The 24,072-nt window shown below is 70.6% G+C and carries 29 protein-coding genes and 1 pseudogene; 16 read left to right on the forward strand and 14 right to left on the reverse strand.

Going from position 1 to position 24,072, the window contains the following annotated elements:
• The first annotated feature begins 28 nt into the window (after positions 1–28).
• Both OP04_RS45175 and OP04_RS50850 read left to right on the forward strand, forming a co-directional pair.
• Positions 29–898, forward strand: coding sequence for an AraC family transcriptional regulator (locus OP04_RS45175; RefSeq protein WP_232323993.1), 870 nt, complete (start codon positions 29–31; stop codon positions 896–898).
• A 161-nt stretch (positions 899–1,059) separates the two neighbouring features.
• Positions 1,060–2,295 (forward strand): SGNH/GDSL hydrolase family protein, encoded by a 1,236-nt coding sequence (locus OP04_RS50850; protein ID WP_085067291.1) that lies wholly within the window; start codon positions 1,060–1,062, stop codon positions 2,293–2,295.
• Between the two features lie 176 nt (positions 2,296–2,471).
• Here the strand turns inward: OP04_RS50850 and OP04_RS54205 are convergent, their stop codons facing one another.
• A complete protein-coding gene (locus tag OP04_RS54205; RefSeq protein WP_157241211.1) occupies positions 2,472–2,771 on the reverse strand; it encodes a hypothetical protein in 300 nt (99 codons plus the stop codon).
• Between OP04_RS54205 and OP04_RS50855 the strand changes: the two genes are divergently transcribed.
• Entirely contained in the window at positions 2,740–3,039 is a 300-nt protein-coding gene (locus OP04_RS50855; protein ID WP_051800044.1) for a hypothetical protein, read from the forward strand. The two genes, OP04_RS54205 and OP04_RS50855, sit on opposite strands and share 32 nt — an antisense overlap.
• A gap of 73 nt (positions 3,040–3,112) precedes the next feature.
• Here OP04_RS50855 and OP04_RS45195 read toward each other — a convergent pair whose 3' ends face one another.
• On the reverse strand, positions 3,113–3,943 hold the full coding sequence (locus tag OP04_RS45195; protein WP_033346225.1) for an SDR family NAD(P)-dependent oxidoreductase: 831 nt from the start codon (positions 3,941–3,943) through the stop codon (positions 3,113–3,115).
• 88 nt (positions 3,944–4,031) lie between these two features.
• Here OP04_RS45195 and OP04_RS50860 point away from each other — a divergent pair, with 88 nt between their 5' ends.
• Positions 4,032–4,604: a TetR/AcrR family transcriptional regulator gene (locus OP04_RS50860; RefSeq protein WP_051800045.1), complete on the forward strand. Its 573-nt coding sequence runs from the start codon at positions 4,032–4,034 to the stop codon at positions 4,602–4,604.
• A 558-nt stretch (positions 4,605–5,162) separates the two neighbouring features.
• Here OP04_RS50860 and OP04_RS45205 read toward each other — a convergent pair.
• On the reverse strand, positions 5,163–5,495 hold the full coding sequence (locus tag OP04_RS45205) for a MerR family transcriptional regulator (protein ID WP_033346226.1): 333 nt from the start codon (positions 5,493–5,495) through the stop codon (positions 5,163–5,165).
• Positions 5,496–5,587: 92 nt separating this feature from the next.
• Here OP04_RS45205 and OP04_RS45210 point away from each other — a divergent pair, with 92 nt between their 5' ends.
• Complete coding sequence (locus OP04_RS45210) at positions 5,588–6,307, forward strand: NADPH-dependent F420 reductase (protein ID WP_033346227.1); 720 nt, start codon at positions 5,588–5,590, stop codon at positions 6,305–6,307.
• A gap of 63 nt (positions 6,308–6,370) precedes the next feature.
• Here OP04_RS45210 and OP04_RS45215 read toward each other — a convergent pair whose 3' ends face one another.
• Positions 6,371–7,021 (reverse strand): SDR family NAD(P)-dependent oxidoreductase, encoded by a 651-nt coding sequence (locus tag OP04_RS45215; protein ID WP_051800058.1) that lies wholly within the window; start codon positions 7,019–7,021, stop codon positions 6,371–6,373.
• A 50-nt stretch (positions 7,022–7,071) separates the two neighbouring features.
• Positions 7,072–7,176 (reverse strand): annotated as a pseudogene (locus tag OP04_RS54210) (short-chain dehydrogenase/reductase); the annotation flags it as partial.
• Between the two features lie 62 nt (positions 7,177–7,238).
• Here OP04_RS54210 and OP04_RS55155 point away from each other — a divergent pair.
• Both OP04_RS55155 and OP04_RS55160 read left to right on the forward strand, forming a co-directional pair.
• Positions 7,239–7,559, forward strand: a complete 321-nt coding sequence (locus OP04_RS55155) for a helix-turn-helix domain-containing protein (RefSeq protein ID WP_198154250.1) — start codon at positions 7,239–7,241, stop codon at positions 7,557–7,559.
• 51 nt (positions 7,560–7,610) lie between these two features.
• Positions 7,611–8,165, forward strand: coding sequence for an MmyB family transcriptional regulator (locus tag OP04_RS55160; RefSeq protein WP_232323990.1), 555 nt, complete (start codon positions 7,611–7,613; stop codon positions 8,163–8,165).
• Here the strand turns inward: OP04_RS55160 and OP04_RS45230 are convergent.
• The 3 genes from OP04_RS45230 to OP04_RS45240 form a co-directional block, all read right to left on the reverse strand.
• On the reverse strand, positions 8,047–9,093 hold the full coding sequence (locus tag OP04_RS45230; protein ID WP_033346263.1) for a Gfo/Idh/MocA family oxidoreductase: 1,047 nt from the start codon (positions 9,091–9,093) through the stop codon (positions 8,047–8,049). The genes OP04_RS55160 and OP04_RS45230 overlap by 119 nt on opposite strands.
• A 254-nt stretch (positions 9,094–9,347) precedes the next feature.
• A complete protein-coding gene (locus tag OP04_RS45235; protein ID WP_051800046.1) occupies positions 9,348–10,268 on the reverse strand; it encodes a helix-turn-helix domain-containing protein in 921 nt (306 codons plus the stop codon).
• Positions 10,269–10,431: 163 nt separating this feature from the next.
• The gene (locus tag OP04_RS45240) at positions 10,432–11,361 is read right to left on the reverse strand and encodes an alpha/beta hydrolase (RefSeq protein WP_033346265.1); all 930 of its coding nucleotides are present in this window, start codon (positions 11,359–11,361) and stop codon (positions 10,432–10,434) included.
• 140 nt (positions 11,362–11,501) lie between these two features.
• On the opposite strand from OP04_RS45240, the gene OP04_RS45245 reads away from it, so the two are divergent.
• The 3 genes from OP04_RS45245 to OP04_RS45255 all read left to right on the forward strand — a co-directional run bounded on the left by OP04_RS45245 (position 11,502) and on the right by OP04_RS45255 (position 14,339).
• Positions 11,502–12,272: a helix-turn-helix domain-containing protein gene (locus OP04_RS45245; RefSeq protein WP_198154252.1), complete on the forward strand. Its 771-nt coding sequence runs from the start codon at positions 11,502–11,504 to the stop codon at positions 12,270–12,272.
• Positions 12,273–12,380: 108 nt separating this feature from the next.
• Positions 12,381–13,688: an amidohydrolase family protein gene (locus tag OP04_RS45250; protein WP_085067294.1), complete on the forward strand. Its 1,308-nt coding sequence runs from the start codon at positions 12,381–12,383 to the stop codon at positions 13,686–13,688.
• Between the two features lie 150 nt (positions 13,689–13,838).
• The gene (locus OP04_RS45255; RefSeq protein ID WP_157241213.1) at positions 13,839–14,339 is read left to right on the forward strand and encodes a hypothetical protein; all 501 of its coding nucleotides are present in this window, start codon (positions 13,839–13,841) and stop codon (positions 14,337–14,339) included.
• A gap of 8 nt (positions 14,340–14,347) precedes the next feature.
• Here the strand turns inward: OP04_RS45255 and OP04_RS45260 are convergent, their stop codons facing one another.
• Positions 14,348–14,794: a hypothetical protein gene (locus tag OP04_RS45260; RefSeq protein WP_033346232.1), complete on the reverse strand. Its 447-nt coding sequence runs from the start codon at positions 14,792–14,794 to the stop codon at positions 14,348–14,350.
• Positions 14,795–15,022: 228 nt separating this feature from the next.
• On the opposite strand from OP04_RS45260, the gene OP04_RS45265 reads away from it, so the two are divergent.
• From OP04_RS45265 to OP04_RS45285, 5 genes are all read left to right on the forward strand, one after another.
• Positions 15,023–15,922 carry a hypothetical protein gene (locus OP04_RS45265; protein WP_033346233.1) on the forward strand — a complete coding sequence of 300 codons (900 nt, stop codon included), beginning with the start codon at positions 15,023–15,025 and terminating at the stop codon, positions 15,920–15,922.
• A complete protein-coding gene (locus tag OP04_RS45270; RefSeq protein WP_033346234.1) occupies positions 15,922–16,632 on the forward strand; it encodes a hypothetical protein in 711 nt (236 codons plus the stop codon). Before OP04_RS45265 ends, OP04_RS45270 begins: the two co-directional genes overlap by 1 nt.
• Before the next feature lie 42 nt (positions 16,633–16,674).
• On the forward strand, positions 16,675–17,076 hold the full coding sequence (locus tag OP04_RS50865) for a hypothetical protein (protein WP_157241215.1): 402 nt from the start codon (positions 16,675–16,677) through the stop codon (positions 17,074–17,076).
• A gap of 277 nt (positions 17,077–17,353) precedes the next feature.
• Positions 17,354–18,748: an MFS transporter gene (locus OP04_RS45280; protein WP_033346268.1), complete on the forward strand. Its 1,395-nt coding sequence runs from the start codon at positions 17,354–17,356 to the stop codon at positions 18,746–18,748.
• Entirely contained in the window at positions 18,745–19,050 is a 306-nt protein-coding gene (locus OP04_RS45285; RefSeq protein ID WP_033346235.1) for a hypothetical protein, read from the forward strand. Before OP04_RS45280 ends, OP04_RS45285 begins: the two co-directional genes overlap by 4 nt.
• A 13-nt stretch (positions 19,051–19,063) precedes the next feature.
• Here the strand turns inward: OP04_RS45285 and OP04_RS45290 are convergent, their stop codons facing one another.
• The 4 genes from OP04_RS45290 to OP04_RS45305 form a co-directional block, all read right to left on the reverse strand.
• Positions 19,064–19,735, reverse strand: coding sequence for a response regulator transcription factor (locus OP04_RS45290; protein ID WP_033346236.1), 672 nt, complete (start codon positions 19,733–19,735; stop codon positions 19,064–19,066).
• Positions 19,732–20,991, reverse strand: a complete 1,260-nt coding sequence (locus OP04_RS45295; protein WP_051800050.1) for a sensor histidine kinase — start codon at positions 20,989–20,991, stop codon at positions 19,732–19,734. The genes OP04_RS45290 and OP04_RS45295 overlap by 4 nt, the downstream gene beginning before the upstream one ends.
• A gap of 344 nt (positions 20,992–21,335) precedes the next feature.
• The gene (locus OP04_RS48880; RefSeq protein ID WP_157241219.1) at positions 21,336–21,680 is read right to left on the reverse strand and encodes an FAD-dependent oxidoreductase; all 345 of its coding nucleotides are present in this window, start codon (positions 21,678–21,680) and stop codon (positions 21,336–21,338) included.
• 496 nt (positions 21,681–22,176) lie between these two features.
• A complete protein-coding gene (locus tag OP04_RS45305) occupies positions 22,177–22,683 on the reverse strand; it encodes an RICIN domain-containing protein (RefSeq protein ID WP_198154254.1) in 507 nt (168 codons plus the stop codon).
• Between the two features lie 166 nt (positions 22,684–22,849).
• Here OP04_RS45305 and OP04_RS54215 point away from each other — a divergent pair, with 166 nt between their 5' ends.
• The gene (locus tag OP04_RS54215; RefSeq protein ID WP_157241221.1) at positions 22,850–23,173 is read left to right on the forward strand and encodes a hypothetical protein; all 324 of its coding nucleotides are present in this window, start codon (positions 22,850–22,852) and stop codon (positions 23,171–23,173) included.
• A gap of 70 nt (positions 23,174–23,243) precedes the next feature.
• On the opposite strand, the gene OP04_RS45310 is transcribed toward OP04_RS54215, so the two are convergent.
• Complete coding sequence (locus OP04_RS45310; RefSeq protein ID WP_157241223.1) at positions 23,244–23,459, reverse strand: hypothetical protein; 216 nt, start codon at positions 23,457–23,459, stop codon at positions 23,244–23,246.
• Positions 23,460–24,072 lie beyond the last annotated feature (613 nt).

Genomic DNA, 24,072 nt, shown 5'->3' on the forward strand with positions numbered 1-24,072 from the left:
GCGTGCGGATACCATCGATCAGGTGGACATGATCACCGCGGCGATCAGCAGTGTGCGGGTCGGCACGGCCTACGGACGGCGGGTGGCCGGGGCGGGACCCACCGGGATCAGGTTCCCTGCCATACCGCTGCTCGGCTTCCACGTGATGCGCACAGGTCACTGCTGGCTGATCACCGAGCGGGAGACCCCCGTTCACCTGCGACCGGGCGACATCGTCTTCATCGCCGCGGGCGCTGAGCACGGCATCGCCCGCCATCCGTGCACGCTGCGTGAGCTGACCCCGGCGGACCCGCCCGCACCGCCCCCGTCAACACCGGTCGACTTCGAGTTCCTCTGCGGGGCGTATCAATTCCCGCAGGGCCGGGTGCCGGCCTTTCTGCGGCGGATTCCGCCGGTGGTGGCGTTCACGCCCGACTACGACCGCCATCCCGAACTGCGCATGATGATCAACGTGCTGGCCGCCGACCTCGACAAGCCGGCCGTCGGCAGCGACGCGATCCGGGCCGCGCTCATCGACCTGGTCGTGGTGCACATCCTGCACCGCCTCGGCCTGCGGGAGGACCCGAGAATCGACGCGGGCGTCAGCGAGGTGCTGGCCGCGATCCACGCTCACCCCGAGCGCGCGTGGACCGTGCAGCAGCTGAGCGAGATGGCCGGCATGTCCCGGGCGAGCTTCACCCGCCGTTTCCGCGACGCCGTCGGCATGTCCCCGATGGCGTATCTGATCGACTGGCGCATGACATCGGCGGCGGGGCTGCTGCAGGAGTCCGCGGCACCGCTGACGGCGATCGCCCGCCGCGCCGGCTACTCGACACCGTTCGCTTTCACGGCCGCTTTCCGCCGCAAGTACGGCGTGGCACCGGGCCGGTTCCGCGAACTCCACACCCGCCAGACCTGACCTTCCATGCGGAACGCCCCACCGGAACCGATCGAAGACTGCCTCTAGGTGCAGACGATGAGTCCGGTAGCGCAGAGCACCCGCCCTCTCCGGAATCCCGGCACAATATTTGCAATCATCTATTGCAACTGCGTGACCTGGATGCAACGGACAGGAGATCCATGATCCTTCGACGCCTGACCATGGCCGTCCTCGTGACGGCCGCGAGCATGGTCGTGGCCACACCCGCCCGAGCCGCCACCCCCGTCCGCATCATGCCGCTCGGCGCGTCCATCACCTGGGGCACCTCCTCGTCCGACGGCAACGGATACCGGGAGCACCTGCGTCGGCACCTCGTCGACGCCGGACTCGCGATCGACTTCGTCGGCTCGCAGCAGTCGGGCACCATGACCGACCGCGACAACGAGGGCCATCCGGGTTACCGCATCGACCAGATCGCCGCCGGTGCCGACGCATGGCTCGCCGCGGCCCAGCCCGACGTGGTGCTGCTCAACGTCGGCACCAACGACACCCTGCAGAACCGGGATCTGCCGAACGCCCCGGGACGACTGCGCGACCTGCTCGATCAGATCGTCGCCGCCCGCCCCACCGCCACCGTCCTGTTCTCCACGCTCGTCCCGTCCGGCAACGCGACGAACGACGCCCGGGTGCGCGAATTCAACGCCCAGCTCCCGGCGATCGCCCAAGCCCAGGCCCAGGCCGGACACCACGTGCGGCTCGTCGACCTCAACACCACCCTCACCGCGGCCGACATCGGCTCGGACACCATCCACCCCACCGACGGCGGGTACGCCAAACTCGCGAGCCTGTGGCACACCGGACTACGCCCGGTCCTCGGCGCCGGCCGGGACTGGCCGCTGTTCCGTACCGACTTCGGCGATGCCGCACCGCCCCTCACCTGGACCGACAGCGTCGTGGCCAGCGTCAACGTCGGCGGCTTCTGCTGCGGGCTGACCGCCATGCAGTCCGGCCGGCGCGCCGAGACCGCGCACGGCGGGACCTACGCCCTCATGTTCTCCGGCAACGACCTCAGCGCGACCCAGTCCTACTCGTACAACAGGGTGTTCGACGTGCACGTCCCGATCGCCGCCGACACCACGCTCACCTACTGGATCTACCCGCAGTATCCGGCCACGTCCGTCGCCCTCGACCTCTCACTGAGCGACGGCCGGAGCCTGCGTGACTCCGGTGCGACCGATCAGCACGGCGTCCGGGCGCACCCGGCGTTCCAGGGGCAGGGCGGGCGCCTCGTCGTCAACCAGTGGAATCTCGTCCGGGTTCCGCTGAGCGCGCTGGCCGGCGGCACGATCGATCAGATCCGCATCGGCTACGACCAGCCCGCCACCACCGGCATCTTCCGCGGCTACGTCGACGACATCGCCATCGTCAGCGGCTGACCTGACCGCACGCCCGGCCGCACGCCCGGCCTCAGCCAGGACAATGCCGGGCCCACCGCCGGCATCCCGCTGCCCGAGCCCACGAACCGACCTCGAAGCCGGTTCGAGCGCGGCTCGGGCACCGGCCTCCTGATGACCGGCCGGCACGCGATTCCGCGCGGATCAGCCGATCGCCCCTACCCGAGCAGGGCCGCCGGCAGTGCCTGATGGAGCCAGGACTCCGACTCGTCGAGAGACCAGCCGAGTTCATCGGTGCGCAGGAAGTATGCCGTGTTGGAGAGGTGCATCCACAACAGATCGGTGGCGCGCGCCTCGTCGATGCCGTCGCGAAGGGCTCCCATTCCGGCCAGCCGGCCGGCGACCAGGCGAAGGGCGGCGCGCAGGCCCTCGTGTGCGACCTCCTGGCTCTCCCGTACGCCGCCGTCCTGGGCCGCGGCCGCGGCATTGCAGGCCGCTGCTCTTTCCCTGTACCTCACCTCGGATCCCGCCCTCGGCCGCACGGCGATCGAGTACTTCCGCCTGCAGAACGTCGTCGTCGACGCCGCCTGGGACGTGTCATCCGGCGACGACCGCGCCCGCCTCGACGCACTGACGAACGCGCCGGTGCCCGAGGAGACCCGCCGCGCCAGACTGGCCCTGCAGGACCGGATCGCGGCGACGCTCGTCGACCCGGCCGCGGCGCGGGCTCTCAACGACGTCGTCTACATGTTCCATCACCCGGACACCTTGGCCGCCTGGCGGTGACAGCCGACCCTGCGGTCGGTTCAGCATGGGGTTTTTCGGCCCCCCGGATGCTCGCCGGCCTACTCGCCCCGGGTCACTTGTCGGCATTGACGTTGCCGACCGACGCGGCGAGGCGATCGAGGTCGTGGTTGTCGTCGGGGCCTTCGTTGAGGCGAACCCTCTTGGAGCCTCGGTATGCGGTGCGTCCGCCGGGGGGATCGGCGATCAGGGCGATGAGCGGTTGAACTGCCTTGTCGGGCTCCTGTCCGATCAGGGGCCCGAGCAGGGTCGAGGCATACTTCATCACCGGACCGACGTCGCCGGCGAAACTGGTCCTGACCAGTCTGCTCGGCCCCCAGGTGAGGTAGCTGACCTTCGGGTTGCGTGTGGCCAGAATCCCGAGGAGTTCGTTGGCGCGGCGTTGCCGGGCGTTGGATCTGGCGAAGGTGAAGGCTTCGATCGACTCGACATCGTCGAAGTCGATCGCGTTCACCTTGGTGCCGGGCACCGAGGTGTTGAGGATGACCGGTCGGGTGGATGCCGCGAGCCGGTCTGCGAGGCCGGTGACGAAGAGGTACTTGGAGATGAAGAACAGCACCCATGACGCCTCGTGACCTTCGTCGGTGAGATGGCGCTTCTGGCGAATGAACGACGCCGCCAGGATGAGCACGTCGATCCGCTCGTGACGCTTCTTGAGCTGTTGCACCACGGCCTCGCTGTCGGCGACAAGCGACAGGTCGGCACCGATGAAGTGGGCCCGCTCGGCGATCGACGGCACGCCTTCGGCGGTGAGCGCGGTCACGAGCGCGTCGAATTTGGCGCGGCTGCGGCCCACAACCGTCACCTGGTTGCCCTGCCGGAGGTAGTGGCGAGCAAGCGCCGCCCCCATGCCGTCGGTTCCGCCCGTGATCACCACGGTCTTCATGCCCGCCTCCGATCATCGGAACACATGTTCCGTTTTGGCGAGGCTAACACACAACGGAACACAGGTTCCGTATTGATAGGATCACTGCATGACCAAGGTGCAGCGACAGCGGCGCGACGTGGTCGCCAACCGCGCCCGGATCGTCAGCGCCGCGACGACCATGCTGCGCGAGCACGGCCTGAGCACGGACATGCGCGCGATCGCCAAGAAAGCAGGCGTGGGCATCGGCACTCTCTACCGGCATTTCCCCACCCGCGAGCACCTCCTGCAAGAGATCACCGGGGTCGGCCTGACCCGGCTCGCCGAGTCCATGCTGCCCCCGGGCCTCACCGCCATCGACGCCCTACGACAATTCTTCACCGCAGCCCTCGATCAGCTTGCCCGCAACCGCGCAATGGTCGACCTCCTCGCCAGCACCGAGGTGTCCGACAGCAGCCTGGAGCGATGCGTTCAGCACCTCACGGACATCGGCCGCGAGGCCGTCACACGCTCCACGCGCGACCGAACGCTGGCCACTGACATCACCGCAACCGACATCGCTTACCAGTTCCTTGCCCTGGTGCGCATCGTTCAGCTTCTCCCGGACGGCCGAACTGGCGACATCGAGCGATACGTGAACATGACCCTCCGTGGCATCGAGCACAGGCACTCCCAGAAGTAGGCCCACGTACCGACACCGGCCATCCTTTCCCAAACGACGGCGACCGCGGGATGCCGTACCGCCCGGACATCGACCAGGGTGAACGAGGACATCACGAACGCCTCGGCCCGTGAACCGGCCGAACACGCGCAAGGCCGCGGCGCACCCGGCTCAGACGATCGACCCGATGGCAGCATCGGCCACGCCCCGTGCATGGGGACCACCGGTGACCATTCCGACATCGATGAACCGGCGGACGCCACGGCGGTGTCTACGTGTTCACCGACAAGGCCGCCGCCGACGCGAGCCGGGACAGCGAGATCTTCCAGGGACCTGGCACCGCTGGACCGCCCTGGTCTCACCCCTGACGGGAGCACCCCGCCCCTATCATTTCGTTGCTGAACGAAACGGAACGATAGGGGCATCATGCTGACAGTGTGGTGGCCAAGGAGATTAGCCCGACCTCGACTCGATGAGAAAGAGTCCCATCGTTACCTCACTGATTAACCGGAGACCAGTCAGCAGGACCGAGCCGTGCCTTTAAGGGCAGAAAAGGGGACCGTTTCCTGGCCCCGACTGTCAGGCGGGAATCAGGTCGGCAAGCGTCGACCGGGCGCGGTTCAGCGTGGCGATCTGCTCGTCGAGGCCGTCGAGTTGGTTGCGGAGCAGGTTGGCCCGGCAGACCGGCACCGACATCTCACCCTCGATACACGGGATGATCTCGGCGATCACCGCGGTGGTCAGACCAGCGGCCAGCAGCATGCGGATCTGCTTGACGATGTGCGGGGCGTCCTGATCGTAGCGGCGGTGCCCGGAGGGCAGGCGCTCCGACCGCAGGAGGCCCTGCTCCTCGTAGTAGCGCAGTAAACGGATGGCAACGCCGGTCCTGCGCGACAATTCCCCGATAGGCATGACGCCAATCACACTCCCTTGATACTCACATTAGTGTGACATCTTACAGTCCATTCCAGCAGCGAAAACCACCGTCGAAGGACTGAGATCTCATGGCTGGAACAACAATCGGAATCCTGGGCAGCGGAATGATCGGCGGTGCCATCGCCCGGCTGGCGGTCGACGCCGGATATGACGTCGTGGTCAGCAACCGTCGTGGCCCCGAGACCCTGTCGGAGCTGGTTGCCGACCTCGGCCCGCACGCTCGTGCCGCGACCCCGGCCGAGGCGGCCCAGGCCGGCGACATCGTCGTCATCGCGATACCGCTGGGCGCGTACCGTACGCTCCCGGTCGAGGCGATGCGCGGCAAGGTCGTCATCGACAGCACCAACTACTACCCCGGGCCCGGCAACCAGATCGCCGGCCTGGACGACGAGTCCACCACCACGGGTGAATTCGTCCAGGCCCACCTGCCCGAGTCGTCCGTGATCAAGGCGCTGAGCAACGTCCTGTTCCTGCACCTGGTCAAGCTGGCCCGGCCCGCCGGCGACCCGGAGCGTTCGGGGCTGCCCATCGCCGGCGACGACGAGCAGGCCAAGGCCACCGTCGCCCGATTCGTCGACGCGATCGGATACGACGTGGTGGACGCCGGCACACTGGCCGAGGGCTGGCGCTTCCAGCGGGACACGCCGCTCTACGCCCGGCCCTACCTCGGTGAGGGCGGCGAGATGCCGTCCTACGACCGGGAGTTCAACCCCGGGCCGGGAGCACAGGTCGACACGGCCACCGTGCGCCGGTTGCTCGGCGAGGCGAAGCGCTACCGGGACATGTGAGCCCGCCTGCGGACGACCGGCCGGTGCGCAGCCGGCCGGTCGTCCAGCATCCTCGACGCTCACTCACGTGAGCACGGCGTATCGCCGGGTGGCGAGGAGCCGGTCGGCGACGGCATCCGGCTCGTGCCGCAGCCCGGGGCCGATCGCTCCCTGCACCACCAGATGGGCTACCTCCAGAGGCGAGTCGGCCAGCGCCTCGGCGAGCAGATCGACGTACGACTTCTCGGCGAAACCCGCGACCGCAGACGCCGCCCGCGCGGGGCTCGGGCTCACCACCGCGCTGCCGGTCACGAACAGCAACCGTCCCCGCCCCGCCGCACGCATCGCGGGCAGGACCGACCGGACCGCTGCTGCCGCGCCGACGACGTTCAAGGCCAAGGCTGCTTCGAGGTCGGCCGCCGTCGTCTCCAGTACCGGTCTGATCCGCTCCACGTCCGGCAGCGGGCTGAAGCACAGCACCTCAGGAGGGCCTTGCCGCTCCGCCAACTCGGCGAGCGCCGCGGTCAAGGCGGCCGGGTCGGTCGCGTCGGCCACCGCCGTCGCCACGTCGATCCCGGCGTCCCGGAGCGACGCGGCCGTCCCGCCGAGCCGCCCCGGATCACGAGCCACCAGACCGGCCCGGGTGAACCGGCGGGCCACCGACGCGCCGACGCCGGGGCCGGCCCCCACGATGTGCACCGGCCCGCTCACACCGCCGCCTGCTCGGCCAGCCACCGCCACTCCTCCCGTCCGCCGTACGCCTCCGTCAGCGCTTCGACTCCGTCCAGGTTCCGAGCCGTGACGGCGACCCGGTCGCCACGTTCGAGAGCGGCCCGGGCCCAGACGTGGCCGAAACCTCGTGACGCACCGGTAATGAACCATGTCTTCATGACTCGACCGTCTCTCGCCCAGGCCCGGGTAGCCAGCACCCTCCTGGGGATACGCTCGGCGGATGAGCGGCGAAAACCTCCTCGGCGACTTCCTCAAGGCCCGCCGGGGGCGGATCCAGGCCGGTGCGGCGCCGAGCATCGGGCGCGGACGAAGGCGGGTTCCTGGACTGCGCCGTGACGAGCTCGCCGGCCTCGCAGGCATCAGCCTGCAATATCTGACCCGCCTTGAACAGGGTATCGACCGTAACCCTTCCGGGCAGGTGGTGCAGGCGCTGGCCGCCGCGTTGCGGCTCGACGCGGACGAGACGGCCCACCTACGTGCGCTGGCCTTCCCGGCACCACTGGCGGGCAGGTCCACGATCGTCACCGATGACGTCCAGTAGCTTCTCGACTCGTGGCACCACCCGGCGTACGTCCGGGATCGCCGTTTCGACGTGCTGGCCGCGAACAAGGCCGCGATGGCGCTCGCCCCGCTCTACACGCCGGGCCAGAACCTGGTGCACGGCATGTTCCGGCACCCCGGGGCGCGTGCGTTGTTCCCCGACTGGGCCGGCATCGCCGCGCAGACCGCCGCCGCGCTGCGCGCCGAGGGCGATCCTCGCGATCCGGCGACGGCGGCCCTGATCGAGTCGATGCTGACCGACGACCCGTTCCGCGAGATGTGGTCGCACCACGACGTACGGCGGATGGGTAACGAGTTGAAGCGGTTCGACCATCCGGCCGTCGGTCCCCTGGAGCTGCGTCGTCAGGCGCTGACCATCGGCGGCACCGAGGGTCAGATCGTCGTCACCTATCAGGCCGAACCCGAGTCACCGTTCGGCGGCCGCGCTGGCTCGCCTGATCTGACGATCCGCCCCCGGCGCCCACAGGCTATGCCCGGATGCTGTCGATCAGTCGCGCGAGACGCAAAGCATCGTCCACTGTCGGCGCGGTGGTCGTTCCGCGATGGACGTCGTCGCGCAACGCGGCATAGACACCGGCCACGTTGACCGCCGGGGCGGGCAGCGATCCGAGCTCACCGTCGTCGACGGCGACCCGTTCGCCGTCCTGCTCCAGTCTCAGCAGCCCGGCCTGGAAGCCGCGCGGGCTTCCGCCGGCAAGCACCAGCGTGCCGTCCTCGCCCTCGATCTCCATCCGGAACGGCGTGTCGGCGGGCGGGCGCCCACCGGTCACCTGCACCGAGATCGGCACCCCGTCCCGTACCCGTCCCTGCACCAGGACGTGGTCCGGCAGCACCCGGGTCAACCGCTCGCCGGTGCCCTCGACCACAAGGCCGGGGTACCTGGTGGTGAACTCGGCGGCCGCCCCGGTCAGCGTGCCGAGCAGGTACGTCGTGAGGTCCAGCGTGTGGCCCAGCAGGATGGTGGCCAGGTGCATGCCGACGGCGGGGTCCTCCAGGTAGACAGCGGCCGGCGGCACCTTCGGCCCGAAGGCCATCGTCGACGAGAAGACGGTGACGTTGAGCACTCGTCCGATCGCTTCCTCGGCCAGCAGACGCCGCAGGCGGGCGACGGCCGGGTTGAGGCGGGCCTGCAGGCCGACCGCCACGTGCACTCCAGGATCACCCGTCTCCGACACGATCTCGGCGTTCTGCCGGGTGTCGACGCCCAGCGGCCACTCGATGAGCACGTGCTTGCCGGCGCGGACGGCCGCAAGCACAAGATCACGATGCGCCGGTACGGGCGCCACGACCGCCACGACGCCTACCTCGGGATCGGCGATCAGCGCCGACGGGTCCCCGTAGGCCCGACCGGCTCCGAACGCGGCAGCCGCCGCCTCAGCGCTCTCCTGCGATCGGGTCGCCACCGCCGCCAGCCGCAGACCACGCAGCCCTTGCACCGCGGGCACGTGCGAGTCCCGCGCCCACCCGCCGCCGGCGTTGACACCGACGACGCCGACGCCCAGTTCGCCGCTCATGACGCCCTCCCCAGGAAGGAGGGACGCGGGAGCGAGATTGCGAAGTACCTGATCTCGTATGGCGCCACCTCGGTACCCGGGCCCAGCCGGTACGAGGCGACGCCGACGGCTCCGATCCGCCGCACGACGGAAACTGTGTTCATGACGTTCCTTCCCATGGTGAGCTCCGGCGGACGTTCCATCGAGGGAGAGGCGGCAAACCACCAGCACGCCGGACCGCAACAATCGACGGGAGATCCGCAATCAGGATGGGATCAGTTCCGTGCCGACCGGAATCTCGACGGCGAGACGCCGTACTCCCGGGTGAAGGCGGCCAGCAGGCGGTCACCGCTCACGAATCCGCACCGCTTGGCCACCTCCCCGACCGGCAGTGCGGTGTCGGCGAGCAGCCGCCGGGCACGCAGGAGCCGCTGCCGGGTGAGGTAACGCACCGGTGTCTCGCCGACGGCGTCCTTGAAGACCCGCACGAAATGGAACTTGCTCACATTCGCCGCCGCCGCCATCGCGGTCAGCGACAGATCGGTGTGCAGATTGTCGCGAATGTAGTTGATCGCGGGCTGCAGCCGCCGTCTCCCCACCGACGGCATCCGCACGTCCCGTCCGGCGTACCGGCTGACCAGATGGGTGGCCAGGAACACTCCGGCGGTCTCGGCGTACGCGTCGTCGCGGCCCGTGGCGGCCGCATCCACCACCCCGCGTACCACCGCCTCGACGACCTCGTCCTCGACCATGAGAGCATCCGGCTGGTCGGAGGCGGCGAGATCCCGGCCGTACAGATGGGCGGCCGCCTCGCTGATCAGTGCGCCGGGCAGATGCAGATGCCAGGCCCGCTGCGGGGAGTCGCCGAGACAACGCCACCGCACCCGTCCGGGCCGTCCGGGGGCGGTCAGCGAGACGCTCCGCGGCCCGAACTGCACTGCCTCCCAACCTCGTGGTCGCCGCGACTCGATCGCCCGGCGACCGCTCGCCACCACTGCCACAAGCTGATCCGGGATCGCCGGGATGTCGATGTCGATGGCCACTGGCGCGGCGGTGAACTCACGCAGCAGCACCGAACGCCAGCCGAGCCGGTGCCAGCTGCAGAAGCCCCGCAGCCCGAATCCTCGTTGGTCGAGTTCGACCGCCGCCCGCGAGACGACCGGCCGGTCGCTCCCTGCCGGCCGGTCGTCGGCCATGCACCTTCCCTCACAGCTCGACGGCGCTGGTCCCCACGCACTGACGCTCATCACGGCCCCCTGCCTTCCATGTGGCAACGAGACGTCGGGCAAGCATCGTCGGTTCATGCCGGGCGGAGCGACTCACCGGCGCCGCCGGGCGCCGACGATCAGCACGGCCACCTCAGTGCGCGTCGATCCAGGCGAGCATCGGCTCCGGACGCCGCTGGAACTCGAGGTAGCCGTCCCAGCGCGCCGTCGTCCCGGTGATCCAGTGCAGGCTCTTGTCGGCAACCGGGATGTTGTCGAACTGGGTCTGCACATCGGTCGGTTCGGTGAGCACATCGTCGTGCACCTGGTAGAGGAGCGTCGGGACGGAAACGCTCTTCGCCCACTCGTGGTTGTCCCGGTCGGACCATCCGAAACTGGTCCGGAGGCGAACCAGCCCGTCAAGGTCCGTCAGTGCCTGCTCCACCCGGTCAGCCGGGACCCCGGCCAGCTGCAACTGGTGACCGACGATGATCCGGGTGGTCACCGGCTGGGCTCCGACGAGGCAGGAGATGCCATCGAACTCCTCCGGGTATCGCTGCATCGCGGCCATCGTCGAGTTGCAGCCCAGGCACCGGCTGAACAGGGCGATGCGGACACCGGCGAGGTCGGCGCGCTGCCGGGCGTGCCGGATCGAGCCGACCACGTCCCGGGACTCCAGCCAGCCGCTGGTCACGATGCCGCCGTGGGCTGCGCCGCTCAGGCCGTGATTGCGCAGGTCGTACGCGAGCACGTGGTATCCGGCATCGTGCAGGATCCGGTAGTCGGGCAGGAAGTCGACCTCCACACCGTTGCCGCTCGGACCCCACTCGTCCCTCCAGGGTGACCGATCGGTGGGCTGTCCCGACCGGCTGAATCCCATCGGGTGGTTGGCGATGACGAGACGGTCGGTGCCCTCGGCCGGAATGAACCATCCCTCCAGCGGCACTCCGTCGAGCGCCGGGAACGTCACGTCCTCGTAGACGAGCCCGACATCGGAGGGATGACGCAGCACGGGTGCGCGGACGTCGCCCACATGCGCGAATCCGTCGGCGACACCGGCCAGCATCCGGTCCAGGTCCTGCATGATCAGCACACTCCTCGGTGATGACGTGACGGCGATCGGCCGCCGCGAGCAATTACAGTTCGGCGCATGGGGCGCAACCAGAGAACCGGCGACGGTAGGACGGGCAGTACCACCGACGCGTTCGGCCGCTGCTCCGGACGTTGCGACGGCGGGCGCGACCCGACGGGACTGCCACGACGATCCGGCGTACGCCCGGCCTGCGGCGCGAGGAGCTTGCCGAGCGGGCCGGGATCTCGGTCGATTACGTGGTACGCCTCGAGCAAGGCCGGGCCCTGAATCCATCGGCGACCGTGGTGGCCGCGCTTGCCGAGGCGCTCACGCTCGACCCCGGTGGGCGGACTCTGCTCTACCACGCGGCCGGTCTGGGCTCCTCCTCGACGGCAATCGACCGGACGGTGCCACCGGAGGCCGTCCGGCTGCTCGACCGCTTCGCGCGATTGCCGGCCGCCGTGTTTTCGGCCGATTGGTGGCTGCTGCACTGGAACGCCGGTTGGAGCACCCTGCTGGGTGACCCGGCGCCGGACGGTGATCGTCTGCGCAACCTCGTCTGGCAGGTGTTCTCCTCCGCTCAGTGGCGTCCTCGACCGGCCGACCGTCCCCTGCCCGAGTTTCAGCGCGCCCTGGTCGGCGACCTGTGGCGGCTGGCCGTCGAACACCCCGCCGATACCCGGCTCGGCGAACTCGTGGCCGGGTTGCGGCAGCTGTCACCGGTCTTCGAGGTGATGTGGTCGGAAGGCAACACCGTCCGCTACGTGTCCGAGCCGAAACTGGTGAGTCACCCCACCGCTGGGACGATGCGGCTCGACTGCGACGTGCTCGGCCTGCCCGGGAGCCGGGCTCGCCTGCTGGTCTACTCGGCCGAACCCGGCAGCGCCGACGAGAGCCGGCTCGCCGGGTGCCTGCCCGGATAGCCCGGACGTTGCCCTTTCGGGACAGCCTCTGGTGATCCGGCCCGCCAGGGCTCGATCGCCGCCCTATCGTTTCCGGGTCTTGCACCGCCGAGCGAAAGAGGCGATCCCATGGGGCTGGATGACGTCCTGTCGTGGCACGCATCGAGGAGAGGCCGTCTCGTGCTGACCGGCGGACGCGTTCTCACGATGGATCCGGAGCTGGGCGAGCGGCACGGCGACGTGGTGCTGGAGGACGGCCGCATCGTCGACGTCACCGCGGTCCCGGGCGCCGGACGCAACGAGAACGACCTCGTCGTCGACGTGTCCGGCGGCATCGTGATTCCGGGTCTGATCGACTCGCACGTGCATGCCTGGGAGGGCGCGTTGCGCGGGCTGGCCCCGGACGCCGGCATCGCGGAGTACTGGCAGCTGACCGCGATGGGCGTCGGCCCGCACATGACACCGGAGGACATCGCGATCGGCCAGCGGGTGACCGCGGCGCAGGCGCTGAACGGCGGCGTCACGACGATCGTCGACAACAACCACAACATCCGGTCGTACGCGCACGCCGAGGCCGCGGTCGACGCGCTCCGGGACACCGGGATCAGGGCGGTGTGCGCGCTCGGCCTGGCGACCGGGCGGCCGCCGGGCTTCGCGCAGGATCTGCTGCGCCTGCGCGAGGCCTACTTCCCCGGCGACGACCAGCTGTTGCGGTTGCGGCTGTTCGCCGTGGACCCGGACGGATGGTCATTCGCCGCCCGGGAGGGCCTTGGCGTGGTGGCCGAGATCGGCGGTTTCGTGCCGGGCGTCGACGACCTGTTCGCCACCGGGCTGATCGGCCCGGACCACACCTACAACCACTGCACCGACCTGACCCCGGCGCAGTGGGACTTGATCGTCGACGGCGGGGCGGCGGTCAACGTCGCGCCCCGTTCGGACGCGGTCGGCGGGTTCGCCCGCTCCTCAGCGGTCGTCGAGGCCGGCCGCCGCGCGCTGCCGTTCGGGATCAGCTGCGACAACGAGGTGCTCTACGGGCAGGACATGTTCACCGAGATGCGGACCTTGCTGGCGGTGCAGCGGACGCTCGCCTTCGGTACCGACGTCGAGCCGCTCGGCACCCATGACGTTCTGCGCGCGGCCACCGCCGGAGGCGCGGTGAACGCCGGCCTGGCCGGCCGGGTGGGGACGCTGCGCCCCGGTTCGCGCGCCGACCTCGTGGTGCTGCGCACCGGCGACGTCGTCACCCGTCCGGCCGGGCCGGCCACCGGCACCGTGGTGAACTTCATGAACCAGTCGCACGTCGAGATCGTGCTGGTGGACGGCGCGCCGCGAAAGTGGGCCGGCGCGCTGGTCGGTGTCGACTATCCGGCCCTGGCCCAGGCGGCGGAGGCCAGTCGCGACCGGCTCGTCGGGCTCCTGCCGCCACCGGGACGCTGAGCAGGAATTGTCACCAGCCGGGTTCCGCGACGTCCTGTGAGCCGGCTGTCACCGCGTTTCTCGGCACGGAGGGGCAGTATCGATGTCATAACCGGCAGCCCGGCCCCCGCACCGTGGCGATCGGGCCGTCGTGCTTCCTACCGTCGCGCCATGATCGCATTCCGAAGGACGATGGTCGCCGCGGTCCTCGCCGCCGCCGTGACGCAGACCGCGGGCTGCGTCGCGGATCCGGGCACCACTCCGACGACCGCGTCGCCCGCCGCGAGCACATCGACCACGACCGGCCTACCCATCGCGGAACGATGCAGGAGAGCGGTGACCTCGCTCAACGCGTACGCGAAGGTAGCCGGCCAGCATCCGATCATGACCCATCCGGGCGCGTCGAACCCGCCGGAGACCATCGAGCCCGTCAAGACCGCAGCGGCGAGGGCGGCGACCGAGCTACGCGCCGTGGCCGACGGCGTGACCGACGAGGCCGTTGCCGATCCCCTGCGCCGATCGATCGAGCTGCTGGACGAGTTCGCCACCGGCCGGTTCACGATGGAGCAGGGTTTCCTTCCCATTCCGGACCTGCTCAAGGGCTGCGTCGCCGCCGCGCCGGAGCTCGCCGACGACGACAGCCTCGACATCGAGGTCGGCACCGGACGTTGACAGCGGCCTCAGGCCGGCTCCGCCGTCGCCGGATGCTCGGACCCGGCCGGCCACATCCGGCGCAACGGACGCCACATCCCGGGCAACAGCAGGACGGCGGTCGCCACGACGAGGAGCCCTCCGGTCGCATAGACGCACGCAGCTCCTGCCCACGCTGCGAGCAGACCTGCGGCTCCCGCTCCGACCGGCATCGTGAGAGTGGCGAACAGGCGATAGACGGCATTGACCCGGCCCAGCGGTCCCCCGGCCGCCTCGGTGGCCCACCGGTCGACGGCGTCGGCGAGCGGGGCGAGGTCGTGCCCGTACGCGGTGATGAACGGCCGCCCTTCGGTCCGCGCGGCGTGTGCCTCCTCGACCAGGCGGAACGCGAGGCTGGCGATCCGCTCGACCCGCTTGGCGTCCGCCCACGGCGGGAAGTGCGTGTGGCACGGCAGCCCACGATCGCCGCCACACACTGCACCTGCGGCGGTGACAACCTCCTTGACGGCCTGAGGCGCGAACGTGCACGTCTGCGGTGTCCAGCAGCGGTCCGCTCCCCGCGAACAGTCCCACCGGCTCGCACCGGGACCCGAGCACCACCCTCTCTTGATGGCAAGGCCCACCGCGACCGCGAGGACGCCTGACCCCGCGGCTTGCGCACATGGACTATCGTCGATCCTGATCGTCTTCGGCGGGGGTGTGCGATGGGTGCTGGCGCCGACGAGGCAGCCTCGGCGCGACGCGAGGTGCGCAACCAGATCACCGATGGCACCGTCCACGGTCCGGTGATTCAGGCGGGCTCGTTCACCGGGCACATCCACTACCACTTCCCGCCCGGCCGCCCGCCCGATCTGCTCACCCTTCGCCTATGGGTCGACCGGGTCGCGGCGGACTACCGCACGCTGGTCTCGGAGACGGGCGAGCCGGCGGGCGGCGCCCACCTTCGGGGCCTCGACCTGGTGCTGGCCGGCCTGGACTCCGGCGCCGCCTCCGGCCGTGGTGCCGGCCGGCCGGAGGGCGAAGGCCGCGGGGACGTGGTCCGGCGTCTCGTCGTGGCCGGCATCGTCCGCTACCTGGCCTCGCCCGGCCCTCCGCCGGACGAGCCGGTGATCGAGCAGATCCTCCTCGACCTGATCGTCTTCTCGCTGTGGCCGGTGGTCACCGCCCAGCGGCTCCCGCCGGGCTGGCAGGGTGAGCTCGCCCAGCTGACGTCGCCGCGGCTCGCAGCGCTCGTCGCACGCGAGCGGGCCAAGGCCCGGCCCGCCGCCGAGGCATTCGCGCGTACCGTCGCGGACCGGTCGTTCTCCTCCGCGATGGTCACGCTCTTCGACGACCTGGCCGATCCCCGGCGCGGCGGTGCGCTGCTGACGGCCATGGCGGTCGCGGGTGGCCTGCCCGCACCGCCGGCCGGGCCGCGGAACGGCCGACGGGTTGCCGCCTGGACGCTCGGCATCGCGGGCGGCGCCGTCCTGGCCGAAGCGCTCAAGCACCACCCGTCACGGCACGTGCAGCTCCTCGGCGAGACGGCCACAGCGCTGTCTGTCACGCCCCTCGACCCGCCCGGCCCTGGCCTGCTGGATCTCGTGGACTGGCTGCTCGGCTGATGAACACCGATGCCGACCTGCTGATCAGTGCTCTGTGGCTCGCGTCGAAGGTCATCTTCGTCGGCACCACCGGCCGGTACCTCGTCACCATCGGCAACCCCAGGGAACTGCAGGCAGAGGCGAAGATCCTGCAGTACCTCCACGCGGCCCCGCCGACCGCGATCTTCCGCTGGCGGCCGCCGCAGGGATACGAGGTCGTCGTCTACCGCGCCGCCACCGATGAGGAGGAGGTGAAGCCCGCGCTGTTCCAGCCGATCTGGTGGTCGCCGACGTACCTGCTGTGGCCGAAGAGCCGCCCGCAGCCCAGGGAGGTCATGCTGCGCGCCGCCCGGCTCGCCTTCCTCATGCGATTCGCCTTCTTCGTCTGCTTCTACCTCGGCGGATTTTGTTTGCTCGGATGGCTGGCCTTCACCGAGAGCCCCCGCTGGCTCGTCGCCTTGGCGGTCCTGGCCATCGACCAGCACGTCTTCGCCCACACCGACACGTACTTCGTCTGGCTGCGGTGGTGGCTCTTCACGGTGATCGGCATCGGCGCGTGGGTCTACCTGCAGGGTGGAGCGTTCGAGTCGATCGCGATCTGCGCCGTCGGCGGCCTGATCGTGGTCATCACCCTCTACCGATGGTATTGGTCGACGACCTACCGGTACCAACAGATGCGGGACATGGAGTCCGGGCCGTTCAATCCGTCCCGGGCACGCCGGCTGCGGTGAACCGAATGGCTTGTCCCGGAAATCCATGATGGAGCGATGACGATGCGGCGTAGATGGGCGATCGGCGCCGGCCTCAGTGTGCTGTTGATCGGTCTGGGCGCCTTTCAGCTGCGTGCCGGGCTGGAGGACGCCGACCGGTGGGCGAGCGTATTCGGCCTGTTCCTGAATATCGCGGGCATCGCCGTCGCAGTCGTCAGCGCGATGTGGGCTCGGCGCGCGGCGACCTCACCACCGGCGGCGCCCGATCGCGACGGGGCCGTGACGAACCAGATTCACCGCGGGCACTTCACCGGCCCGGTGACCCAGGGCCGCGACGTTCACGGGGGCCAGGCTCCGGCCTCACCCCCGCGACCGGCCGCCGGCCCGGTGTCCAACCTGATCAAGGACGGCACGGTCGACGGACCGGTGATCCAGGGCCGGGACATCGTCCCACCCGCGGACTGATCGATCCTTCCGCCCCGCATCGACCATGCGGGACGGACCACCGCGGAAATCCGCCACCTGCCCACCACCACACTGCCGAGCACGTCTGGCACTGGTCCGGATACCGACGACGACGCAGCGATGTCGCGCGTGTCCATAGTGCAGGAGCACCTAGGCGCGGGCGTACCTGGTGCCGACGCACCAGGCGAGGACGGTGACGGGAACCGATGTCGCGGGCGGCGCCGGACGGAAGAGTTGATGGCGTGCTCTTCCCCCGCCGTCGATGAAAGGGCTGTCCGTGTCCGAAACCGTGCTCTCCCCGGTCCGTATGGGAAGGCCGTCCATCGCCGCCCTCGGCGTCCTGGCCCTCGCTCTCGGCACCCTGCAGGCGGTCGTCGACCCCGCGCTCCCGCTGCTGCAGCGTGAGCTGGAGGTCAGTCCCGCCGAAGGTGCGCTGGTCGCCAACGCGTTCCTGATCACCGGCGCGGTCGTCGCGCCTGTCGCCGGGAAGCTCGGCGACCGCTACGGCGGCAGGCGGGTGCTGTCCGGGCTGATGGCCGTGGTCGTGGCCGGTGGCCTGCTGGCCTCGCTCGCGCCGAATCTGCCGGTGCTGCTGCTGGGCCAGGTGCTGCAGGGCGTCATGGTGGGCGCGCTGCCGCTGTCGTTCATCCTGGTGCGCACGCACCTGCCGGCCGGGCGGTCGCAGGCGATGATCGGCGTGGTACTGGCGTTGTTCACCGGCGGCGGCATCGTCGGCACGGCCGTCGCCGGGCCGATCTCGGCGGCGCTGTCCTGGCACTGGATGTTCGCCCTGCCGACGCTCGCGGTCACCGTGACGGCTGCGGTGGTGGCCCGGCTGATGCCGGACGATCGGCCGGTGCCGTCGGACGACGCGATCGACTGGCTGGGCGCGGCGCTGCTCAGCGCTACGTTGCTCGCGCTGATGCTGGGGCTGGTGGTGGTGACGAGCGGCGACCTTCCCCCGCTCGCGGCTGCTGGTGTCGCGGTGGTGGTGGCCGCCCTCGCGGCGGCGTGGGTGCGGGTAGAGCGCCGGTCCGCCTCGCCGATGGTCGATCTGGGGATGCTCGCCAGGCCGGTGATGCGCAACGCGTACGCGCTCACCTTCGTCATCACCGCCGTCCTGGGCATGGTGGCGTTCCTGATTCCGCAGTTGTTCGCGGCACCGGCCGGCGGCCCCGGATTCGGCATCACCACCACCGACATCGGACTGCTCCTGCTGCCCGGCGTCATCGCCGGCGCGGTCAGCGACTCGGTCGGCGGGTTCGCGGCACGCCGGTTCGGCTCACGGGCCGTCGTCACGGCGGGCATGCTCGTCACGGCGGCCACGCTGATCGGCCTGGCCATCGTGCACACCGACGCGTGGCAGCTCGCCGTCGCCAGGGTGCTGGTCGCGTTCGCCGCGGGTGCGGGCACCACGGCGTTGCTCGCCAGCACCGCCACCACCGTGGAGACCGCTGACACCGGCATCGCCACCAGCCTGCTCGTGGTGACCCGGGTGGTCGGCATCGCACTGGGCGCTCAGCTCGGCGGCGCGATGCTGTCCGCCTGGACCGACCCGGTGACCGGGCATCCGAGCGAGTCGGCCTTCGTCGCCGGGTTCGCCGCCGCCAGCCTCGTGGCCGCGTTGTCACTGCTCATCGTCCGCGGCACAAAACCCGGGGTCCGGGCATGAACACGGCCGAGCGCACGGTGCTCATCGCCGGGCAGGGCTCGAGCCTCGCGTTGGCCGGCGCGTACCTGCTCGCCCACGCGCTCCACACGGCGGCCTTCGCGGCGTACGAGCGTGATCTCCGGGGTTTCGTGGCCCGGAACCAGGCACTGGTCGACACCGGTGGGTCCACGTTCGTCCCGGTCACGGCGGAGGCGCTGCGGCGGCGCGACACCATGCTGCGCGGTCTCGACGCCATGCCCTCCGCGACGACCCGGCCGGAGCACTCGGCGCTCGTCCTGCCGGCGTTCGGCACCTGGCCGTGAGCCCGGCTTCCGATCAGGACGGGCCGGTGCGGGCCAGCCCGGTCCGGTAGGCGATGACGACGAGCTGGGCGCGGTCGCGGGCGTCCAGCTTCGTCATCGCGCGCTGCACGTGGGAGCGGACGGTGAACGGGCTGAGGAACATGCGGTCGGCGATCTCCTGGTTGGTCAGCCCGGTGGCGACCAGGGCGACCATCTCGCGTTCGCGCTCGGTGAGCGTGGCGAGCCGCGCGAGGTGCGGCGACGGCGCCTCGTCCGGGGTGGCGAGGAACCGGGCGACGAGGGAGCGGGTCGCGGCGGGGGACAGCAGGGTGTCGCCGCCGGCGATCGTGCGGACCGCGTCCAGCAGGTCCTCGGCGGCGATGCCCTTGCCGACGAACCCGCCGGCTCCCGCGCGCAGCGCCTGGGCGACGTGCGCGTCGGTCTCGTACGTGGTGAGGATCAGGATGCGGGTGGCGCGCAGGTCCGGGTCCGCGCAGATCTCCGCGGTGGCGGTCAGGCCGTCCGTCCCGGGCATCCGGATGTCCATGATCACCACGTCCGGGCGCAGCTCCCGGGTGAGCCGCACCGCCTCCCGGCCGTCGGCGGCCTCGCCGACCACCGAGATGTCCTCGGCGCTGTCCAACAGCATCCGGAATGCGTCACGCAGCAGCGCCTGGTCGTCGGCGAGTACCACCCGGAGCGTCACGACCGGTCCTCCGTCCTGGCAGCGGGCAGCGGCAGCCGGGCGCTGACCAGGAAGCCGCCCCCGGGACGCCGGCCCGCGGTGAGCTGCCCGCCGACCGCCACGGCACGTTCCCGCATCCCGATCAGGCCGTGGCCGGGCGGTATGCCCGGCACCGCGCGGGTGCCCGCCCCGTCGTCGGCGACGGCGACGGTCAGGTGGCCGGGCTCCCACGACAGGCGCACCCAGGCGCTGCCGGTACCGGCGTGCTTGGCCACGTTGGTCAGCGACTCCTGGACGATGCGGTAGGCGGCCAGGTCCAGCACCGGCGGCAGCGGCCGGGCCGCGCCCTCCACCTGCACCGACACTTCCAGCGCCGCGCGGTGGAAGGACTCGACGAGCGCGGGAAGCCCGGACAGGCCCGGCGCCGGCTCGGCGGGTGTGTCCGCGTCCCCCGACTGACGCAGCAGACCGACGGTGGCCCGCATTTCGTCGAGCGCGTGGCGGGTGGTCTCGACGAGTTCCCCGAGGCTCTTACGGGCCTGTTCCGGCCGGGTGTCGAGCAGGTGCGCGGCGACGGTGGCCTGCGCGTTCGCCAGCGTGATCTGGTGGGCCACCAGGTCGTGCAGCTCCCGGGCGATGCGCAGCCGTTCCTCGGCCACCCGCTGCCGCGCCTCGCTGTCCCGGCTCTGCTCGGCCTGCCGGGCCCGGTCCGCCCACGCTTGCAGGTAAGCGCGCCGCGTCCGCACCGAGTGCCCCAGGATCCCGGCCACCAGCGGGACCGCCGCGACCACCACCACCCTGCTCGCGTCCTGCCACGACAGGTCATCGGGAGTCACGACCGAGGCGGCCAGCAACCCGGACGCGCTCAGCGACACCGCACCGGCCACGCGCCACTCGGTGCGCGCGGTGCCCGGGAGCGGACCTGCGGCTCCCGCGAGCGCGTAGGCGGCCATCGCGGCCGGGACCGCCGTCAAAGGGCTCAGCAGCAGGCCCAGCGGCTGTGCCAGCATCGCGCCCACCGTCGTCATCGCCAGCGCGGCCGACGGCGCCCGATGCCGCGCCGGCAGCACGACACAGCAGACCACGGCGACGAGGTACGCCGCGGCGGGCGGCGCGGACACGCCGCCGTCGGTTCGCAGCACACCCCCGAGCAGGCAGAACGCGAACGCGCTGGCCGTGAGCGCCGCCTCCGGCCACCATCGGCCGACGGGCCGGGCAGCACCGGCGGCCGCCCGCGTGAGGGCGGTGTCCACATCGGTCGCCGCATCCGGAAGCACGCGATCCAGGATACGGACGAGGCCGCCTGATGCTGCACGGTCACTCGCGCCAGGTCCGATCGGGTGCTGGCCGGCGGCGGCTCCGTACTCCGCCGTGACGGATCGGGCGTCCCCGGGTCCGGACGCCCCGCGGATGCGCGTCCGGTGCCGGGGTTCCGGGGAACGCGCCGTCCCGATCCAGCCAGGCGAACTCGGGCACGCCCGAGAACCTCTGCGATCGATCGGAGGGTACGGCCGGGTGGTGCGGAAACGTCGTCGCGGTCTGAGCCGGCCGGCCGGATCTGCACCCGCACCCGGGCGCGCGTCGGTGCCGCCCCAGGTGGCGCGGCCGGTGTTCGAGGTGATCAACCAGAGCGCGCCGTCCGATACCACCTCGACGGTACGGATGCGCCCGTGGTCGTCAGTGCTGAGCGGAGGCCCTCGGCTGCCGGCCCGGACGGTACGAACAGTTGCTGCTTCAGGCGGGTGATGCGCTGCCGCCGGGTGATGAACGGCCGCAGCCGCGTCTCCCGGGTGGCCATCGCCGCGAGCACGTCGTCCGGGTGGTTCTGTAGCGCGTGGCCCAGTTCCGCACCACCGTGCGGACCGGCCGTGGCGCCCATGCCGGAGTAGAGGTTCAAGCACCAGGCGGCGTCGCCGAGGAGCATCACGTGTCCGTTGTCCCGCTGCGGCATCCGTACCCGATGCACGGAGTCGGAAGGTGGTCCGGCGCCGATTCCAGCGAGTCGAGGATGTGGCGGACGGCCACGTCGTACATCCCGGCGAAGACCTCGCGACGGTGGGCAACGTGATTCGCCGGGATGGTCCGCTGCTGCACGGCGACCTCGATGCCGCCCGCCGGGAGGCCACCGCGCTGACCGGCTTCGCCGAGCGATGCGATCCGTGGTCGCGCGGCGTGCTGGCGTTGTGGCTGCACCGGACCGGCTCTGCCGCAACGGTTACCGGCGACTTCACCGGGCCGTACGCGCTGGCGCTGACCCTCCACGCCGAGGAGGCCGCGCCGTCCCCGCTGGACCTGGGCTGCCCTTACGACGACGGCACCGAGCCCAGCCTGCGACGGACACTGGAGATCTTTCCTGCGCCTCGGCGCGCCACCGGCCGCCCGGCTGGCCCGCACACGCATGCGCCGGCTGGGCGCATCCCGGCCGGCCCGGCGGGTGAACGCCGGGCCGGTCGACGGTGGTGTTACTCGATGATCCACGACTGGATGCCGGCCGGGGCCTCCGCGCCACAGGTGTACTGGATGAGTGCGCTGTCCCTGCCGCCGGCGGTATCCAGGCACTGGTTGGTGCCGGAGTGCCTCAGGCGCAGGCCCTCGCGGATCCATTTCTCGGACGACGAGCCGTTGCAGGTGAACTGGTCGACCGCCTCCCCGGGGGTAGCGGTTCCGTTGTTGACCTCCAGGCAGTAGCCGCTCCCCTGGTTCACGATGAAGTACGTGCTCGCGGCCCCGGTAGGCACCAGCGCCCAGTGGCGGGTCGGCTCGCCGGAGGAACAGTCCGAGAGCTTGACGCGGACGTTGAGGGCACCGCCCGGGGCGTCGACGCACTGGTTGTGGACGGCGTTACGGATCTGCTGATAGGCGACCGGGGCTGACGCGGAAGCGGCGCCGGCCGCGGCGAACGAGCCGGCCACCGCCAGACACAACGCCGCGGTCGACGTCGCCATCCTGGTCAGAGTGTTGATACGCACGAACGGTCCTCCTGCTCTGTGGCGGGTGTGGATCCCTCGTGTCATTCAGCCGGGCCGATCTCTCCGGAAACCTGTAAACGATCTGCAATCGCCTGGTCAACCCGTATGGGTGTGACTCACGGGCCGCCGGGACGGTGCGGCCCGTGAGGTCACGATCCAGCACACCGTGCCCGCGGGCGAACGCGCCCTTCCACAACGGCTGGTCGCCGGTGCAGTTGTCCTGCTCGCCTGGCTCGCGAAGGATGCCGTTCTGGGTGAGCGGGCCGGACACCGTGACCGCGCCGGCCGGCGGCGGGCGGTGGAGAGCGCGTCCGCACTGCCGTTCAGCTTGTTGAGCTGCACCAGCGCGTCGATCAGCACGCCCTGGTGGTACGTCAGCGGCCCGCTCGCCCCCGCGGCAGGCCACCTCGCCGCCCGCGCGAGCATCAACGAACGCGCCGATGCCTACCCTTGCAACCGCTTCAGCGTCGCCCGTAATGCGCCTCTTTGACCATCGCTGGATATGTTTGCGGTAGCCAGGACGTACAAATGGAGATTGGATCGTAAGGCGACGAGATCACTCAACCGCAACTTCGCATGGGCAGATGGCGGCCTGTGCTCTTCGTCCCGCCGCAGACCCCGATGGTGCGCTCGCCGAAGCTCCCGGCCAGCGCCTCCCAGAATCGTGGCCGGCAGCCGTCGAGCAACTCGCCGGTGCGGTGCGCGAAGGGCTCGCGATGCTCCTCAGCGCCGGGGTCGGTCAGTGCGCCGAAGTAGCCGAAGACCACCGCGCGCATGGCCCACACACGGACGCGCCGGAGACCCCCGTGGTGCGAGGGCCTCCGGCGAGGCGGTTCCGTGCGGTGGATCAGAATCCGCAAAGGATCGGGTTCCCGTTGTCCGCGGCGCCGCTCCGCGAGCCGCTTATCTCACTGGCGCGTTTTACGGCGCCGCATTCCCCGCGGCTCTATCCGCTGGCGTTTCGTTCAAACCCAGACCACGCAGGATGTTATCGCGGTTCGCGTCTCCACGCAGCGCGGTCAACGAGTTCAACCGGCCCCGGTCAACGAGTTCAACCGGCCCAGCAAAGTCGTAGAAGACGCAGGACACTTCAAGTCCTGAATCGCCGACAAGGTCTTTTCAAAACGTTGGATGCGGCTTTCGAGGTCCGTCCCACTCGGCAAGCTCGCATTCTTGAGCGCTACCTGCGCGTTCACCTGGGCTTGAGTGGGCGGACAACGACCGGGAACCTTTACCCCGGTAGGACCAACACGGTCGGCGGTCGCGTTCGGATCACCCGGACTGAAACCCAGCGCCGGCACCAAAGCGCTGATGTTACCGGAACCGGCTCCGGCGTTCCAATCACCAGCTTGCGCGTCCGGCTGCTGACTACGCGTCGATACATGCACG

The sequence above is a fragment of the Catenuloplanes japonicus genome (assembly GCF_000717135.1).
Classification (GTDB): domain Bacteria; phylum Actinomycetota; class Actinomycetes; order Mycobacteriales; family Micromonosporaceae; genus Catenuloplanes; species Catenuloplanes japonicus.

Bases quoted from the DNA above. Each gene is read 5' to 3' on its own strand.
- OP04_RS45175 (WP_232323993.1), top strand. From the start codon at position 29: ATGATCACCGCGGCGATCAGCAGTGTGCGGGTCGGCACGGCCTACGGA.
- OP04_RS50850 (WP_085067291.1), top strand. From the start codon at position 1,060: ATGATCCTTCGACGCCTGACCATGGCCGTCCTCGTGACGGCCGCGAGC.
- OP04_RS45195 (WP_033346225.1), bottom strand. From the start codon at position 3,943: ATGAAGACCGTGGTGATCACGGGCGGAACCGACGGCATGGGGGCGGCG.
- OP04_RS50860 (WP_051800045.1), top strand. From the start codon at position 4,032: ATGACCAAGGTGCAGCGACAGCGGCGCGACGTGGTCGCCAACCGCGCC.
- OP04_RS45205 (WP_033346226.1), bottom strand. From the start codon at position 5,495: ATGCCTATCGGGGAATTGTCGCGCAGGACCGGCGTTGCCATCCGTTTA.
- OP04_RS45210 (WP_033346227.1), top strand. From the start codon at position 5,588: ATGGCTGGAACAACAATCGGAATCCTGGGCAGCGGAATGATCGGCGGT.
- OP04_RS55155 (WP_198154250.1), top strand. From the start codon at position 7,239: ATGAGCGGCGAAAACCTCCTCGGCGACTTCCTCAAGGCCCGCCGGGGG.
- OP04_RS45230 (WP_033346263.1), bottom strand. From the start codon at position 9,093: ATGAGCGGCGAACTGGGCGTCGGCGTCGTCGGTGTCAACGCCGGCGGC.
- OP04_RS45235 (WP_051800046.1), bottom strand. From the start codon at position 10,268: ATGGCCGACGACCGGCCGGCAGGGAGCGACCGGCCGGTCGTCTCGCGG.
- OP04_RS45240 (WP_033346265.1), bottom strand. From the start codon at position 11,361: ATGCAGGACCTGGACCGGATGCTGGCCGGTGTCGCCGACGGATTCGCG.
- OP04_RS45250 (WP_085067294.1), top strand. From the start codon at position 12,381: ATGGGGCTGGATGACGTCCTGTCGTGGCACGCATCGAGGAGAGGCCGT.
- OP04_RS45255 (WP_157241213.1), top strand. From the start codon at position 13,839: ATGATCGCATTCCGAAGGACGATGGTCGCCGCGGTCCTCGCCGCCGCC.
- OP04_RS45265 (WP_033346233.1), top strand. From the start codon at position 15,023: ATGGGTGCTGGCGCCGACGAGGCAGCCTCGGCGCGACGCGAGGTGCGC.
- OP04_RS45270 (WP_033346234.1), top strand. From the start codon at position 15,922: ATGAACACCGATGCCGACCTGCTGATCAGTGCTCTGTGGCTCGCGTCG.
- OP04_RS50865 (WP_157241215.1), top strand. From the start codon at position 16,675: ATGCGGCGTAGATGGGCGATCGGCGCCGGCCTCAGTGTGCTGTTGATC.
- OP04_RS45285 (WP_033346235.1), top strand. From the start codon at position 18,745: ATGAACACGGCCGAGCGCACGGTGCTCATCGCCGGGCAGGGCTCGAGC.
- OP04_RS45310 (WP_157241223.1), bottom strand. From the start codon at position 23,459: ATGCGCGCGGTGGTCTTCGGCTACTTCGGCGCACTGACCGACCCCGGC.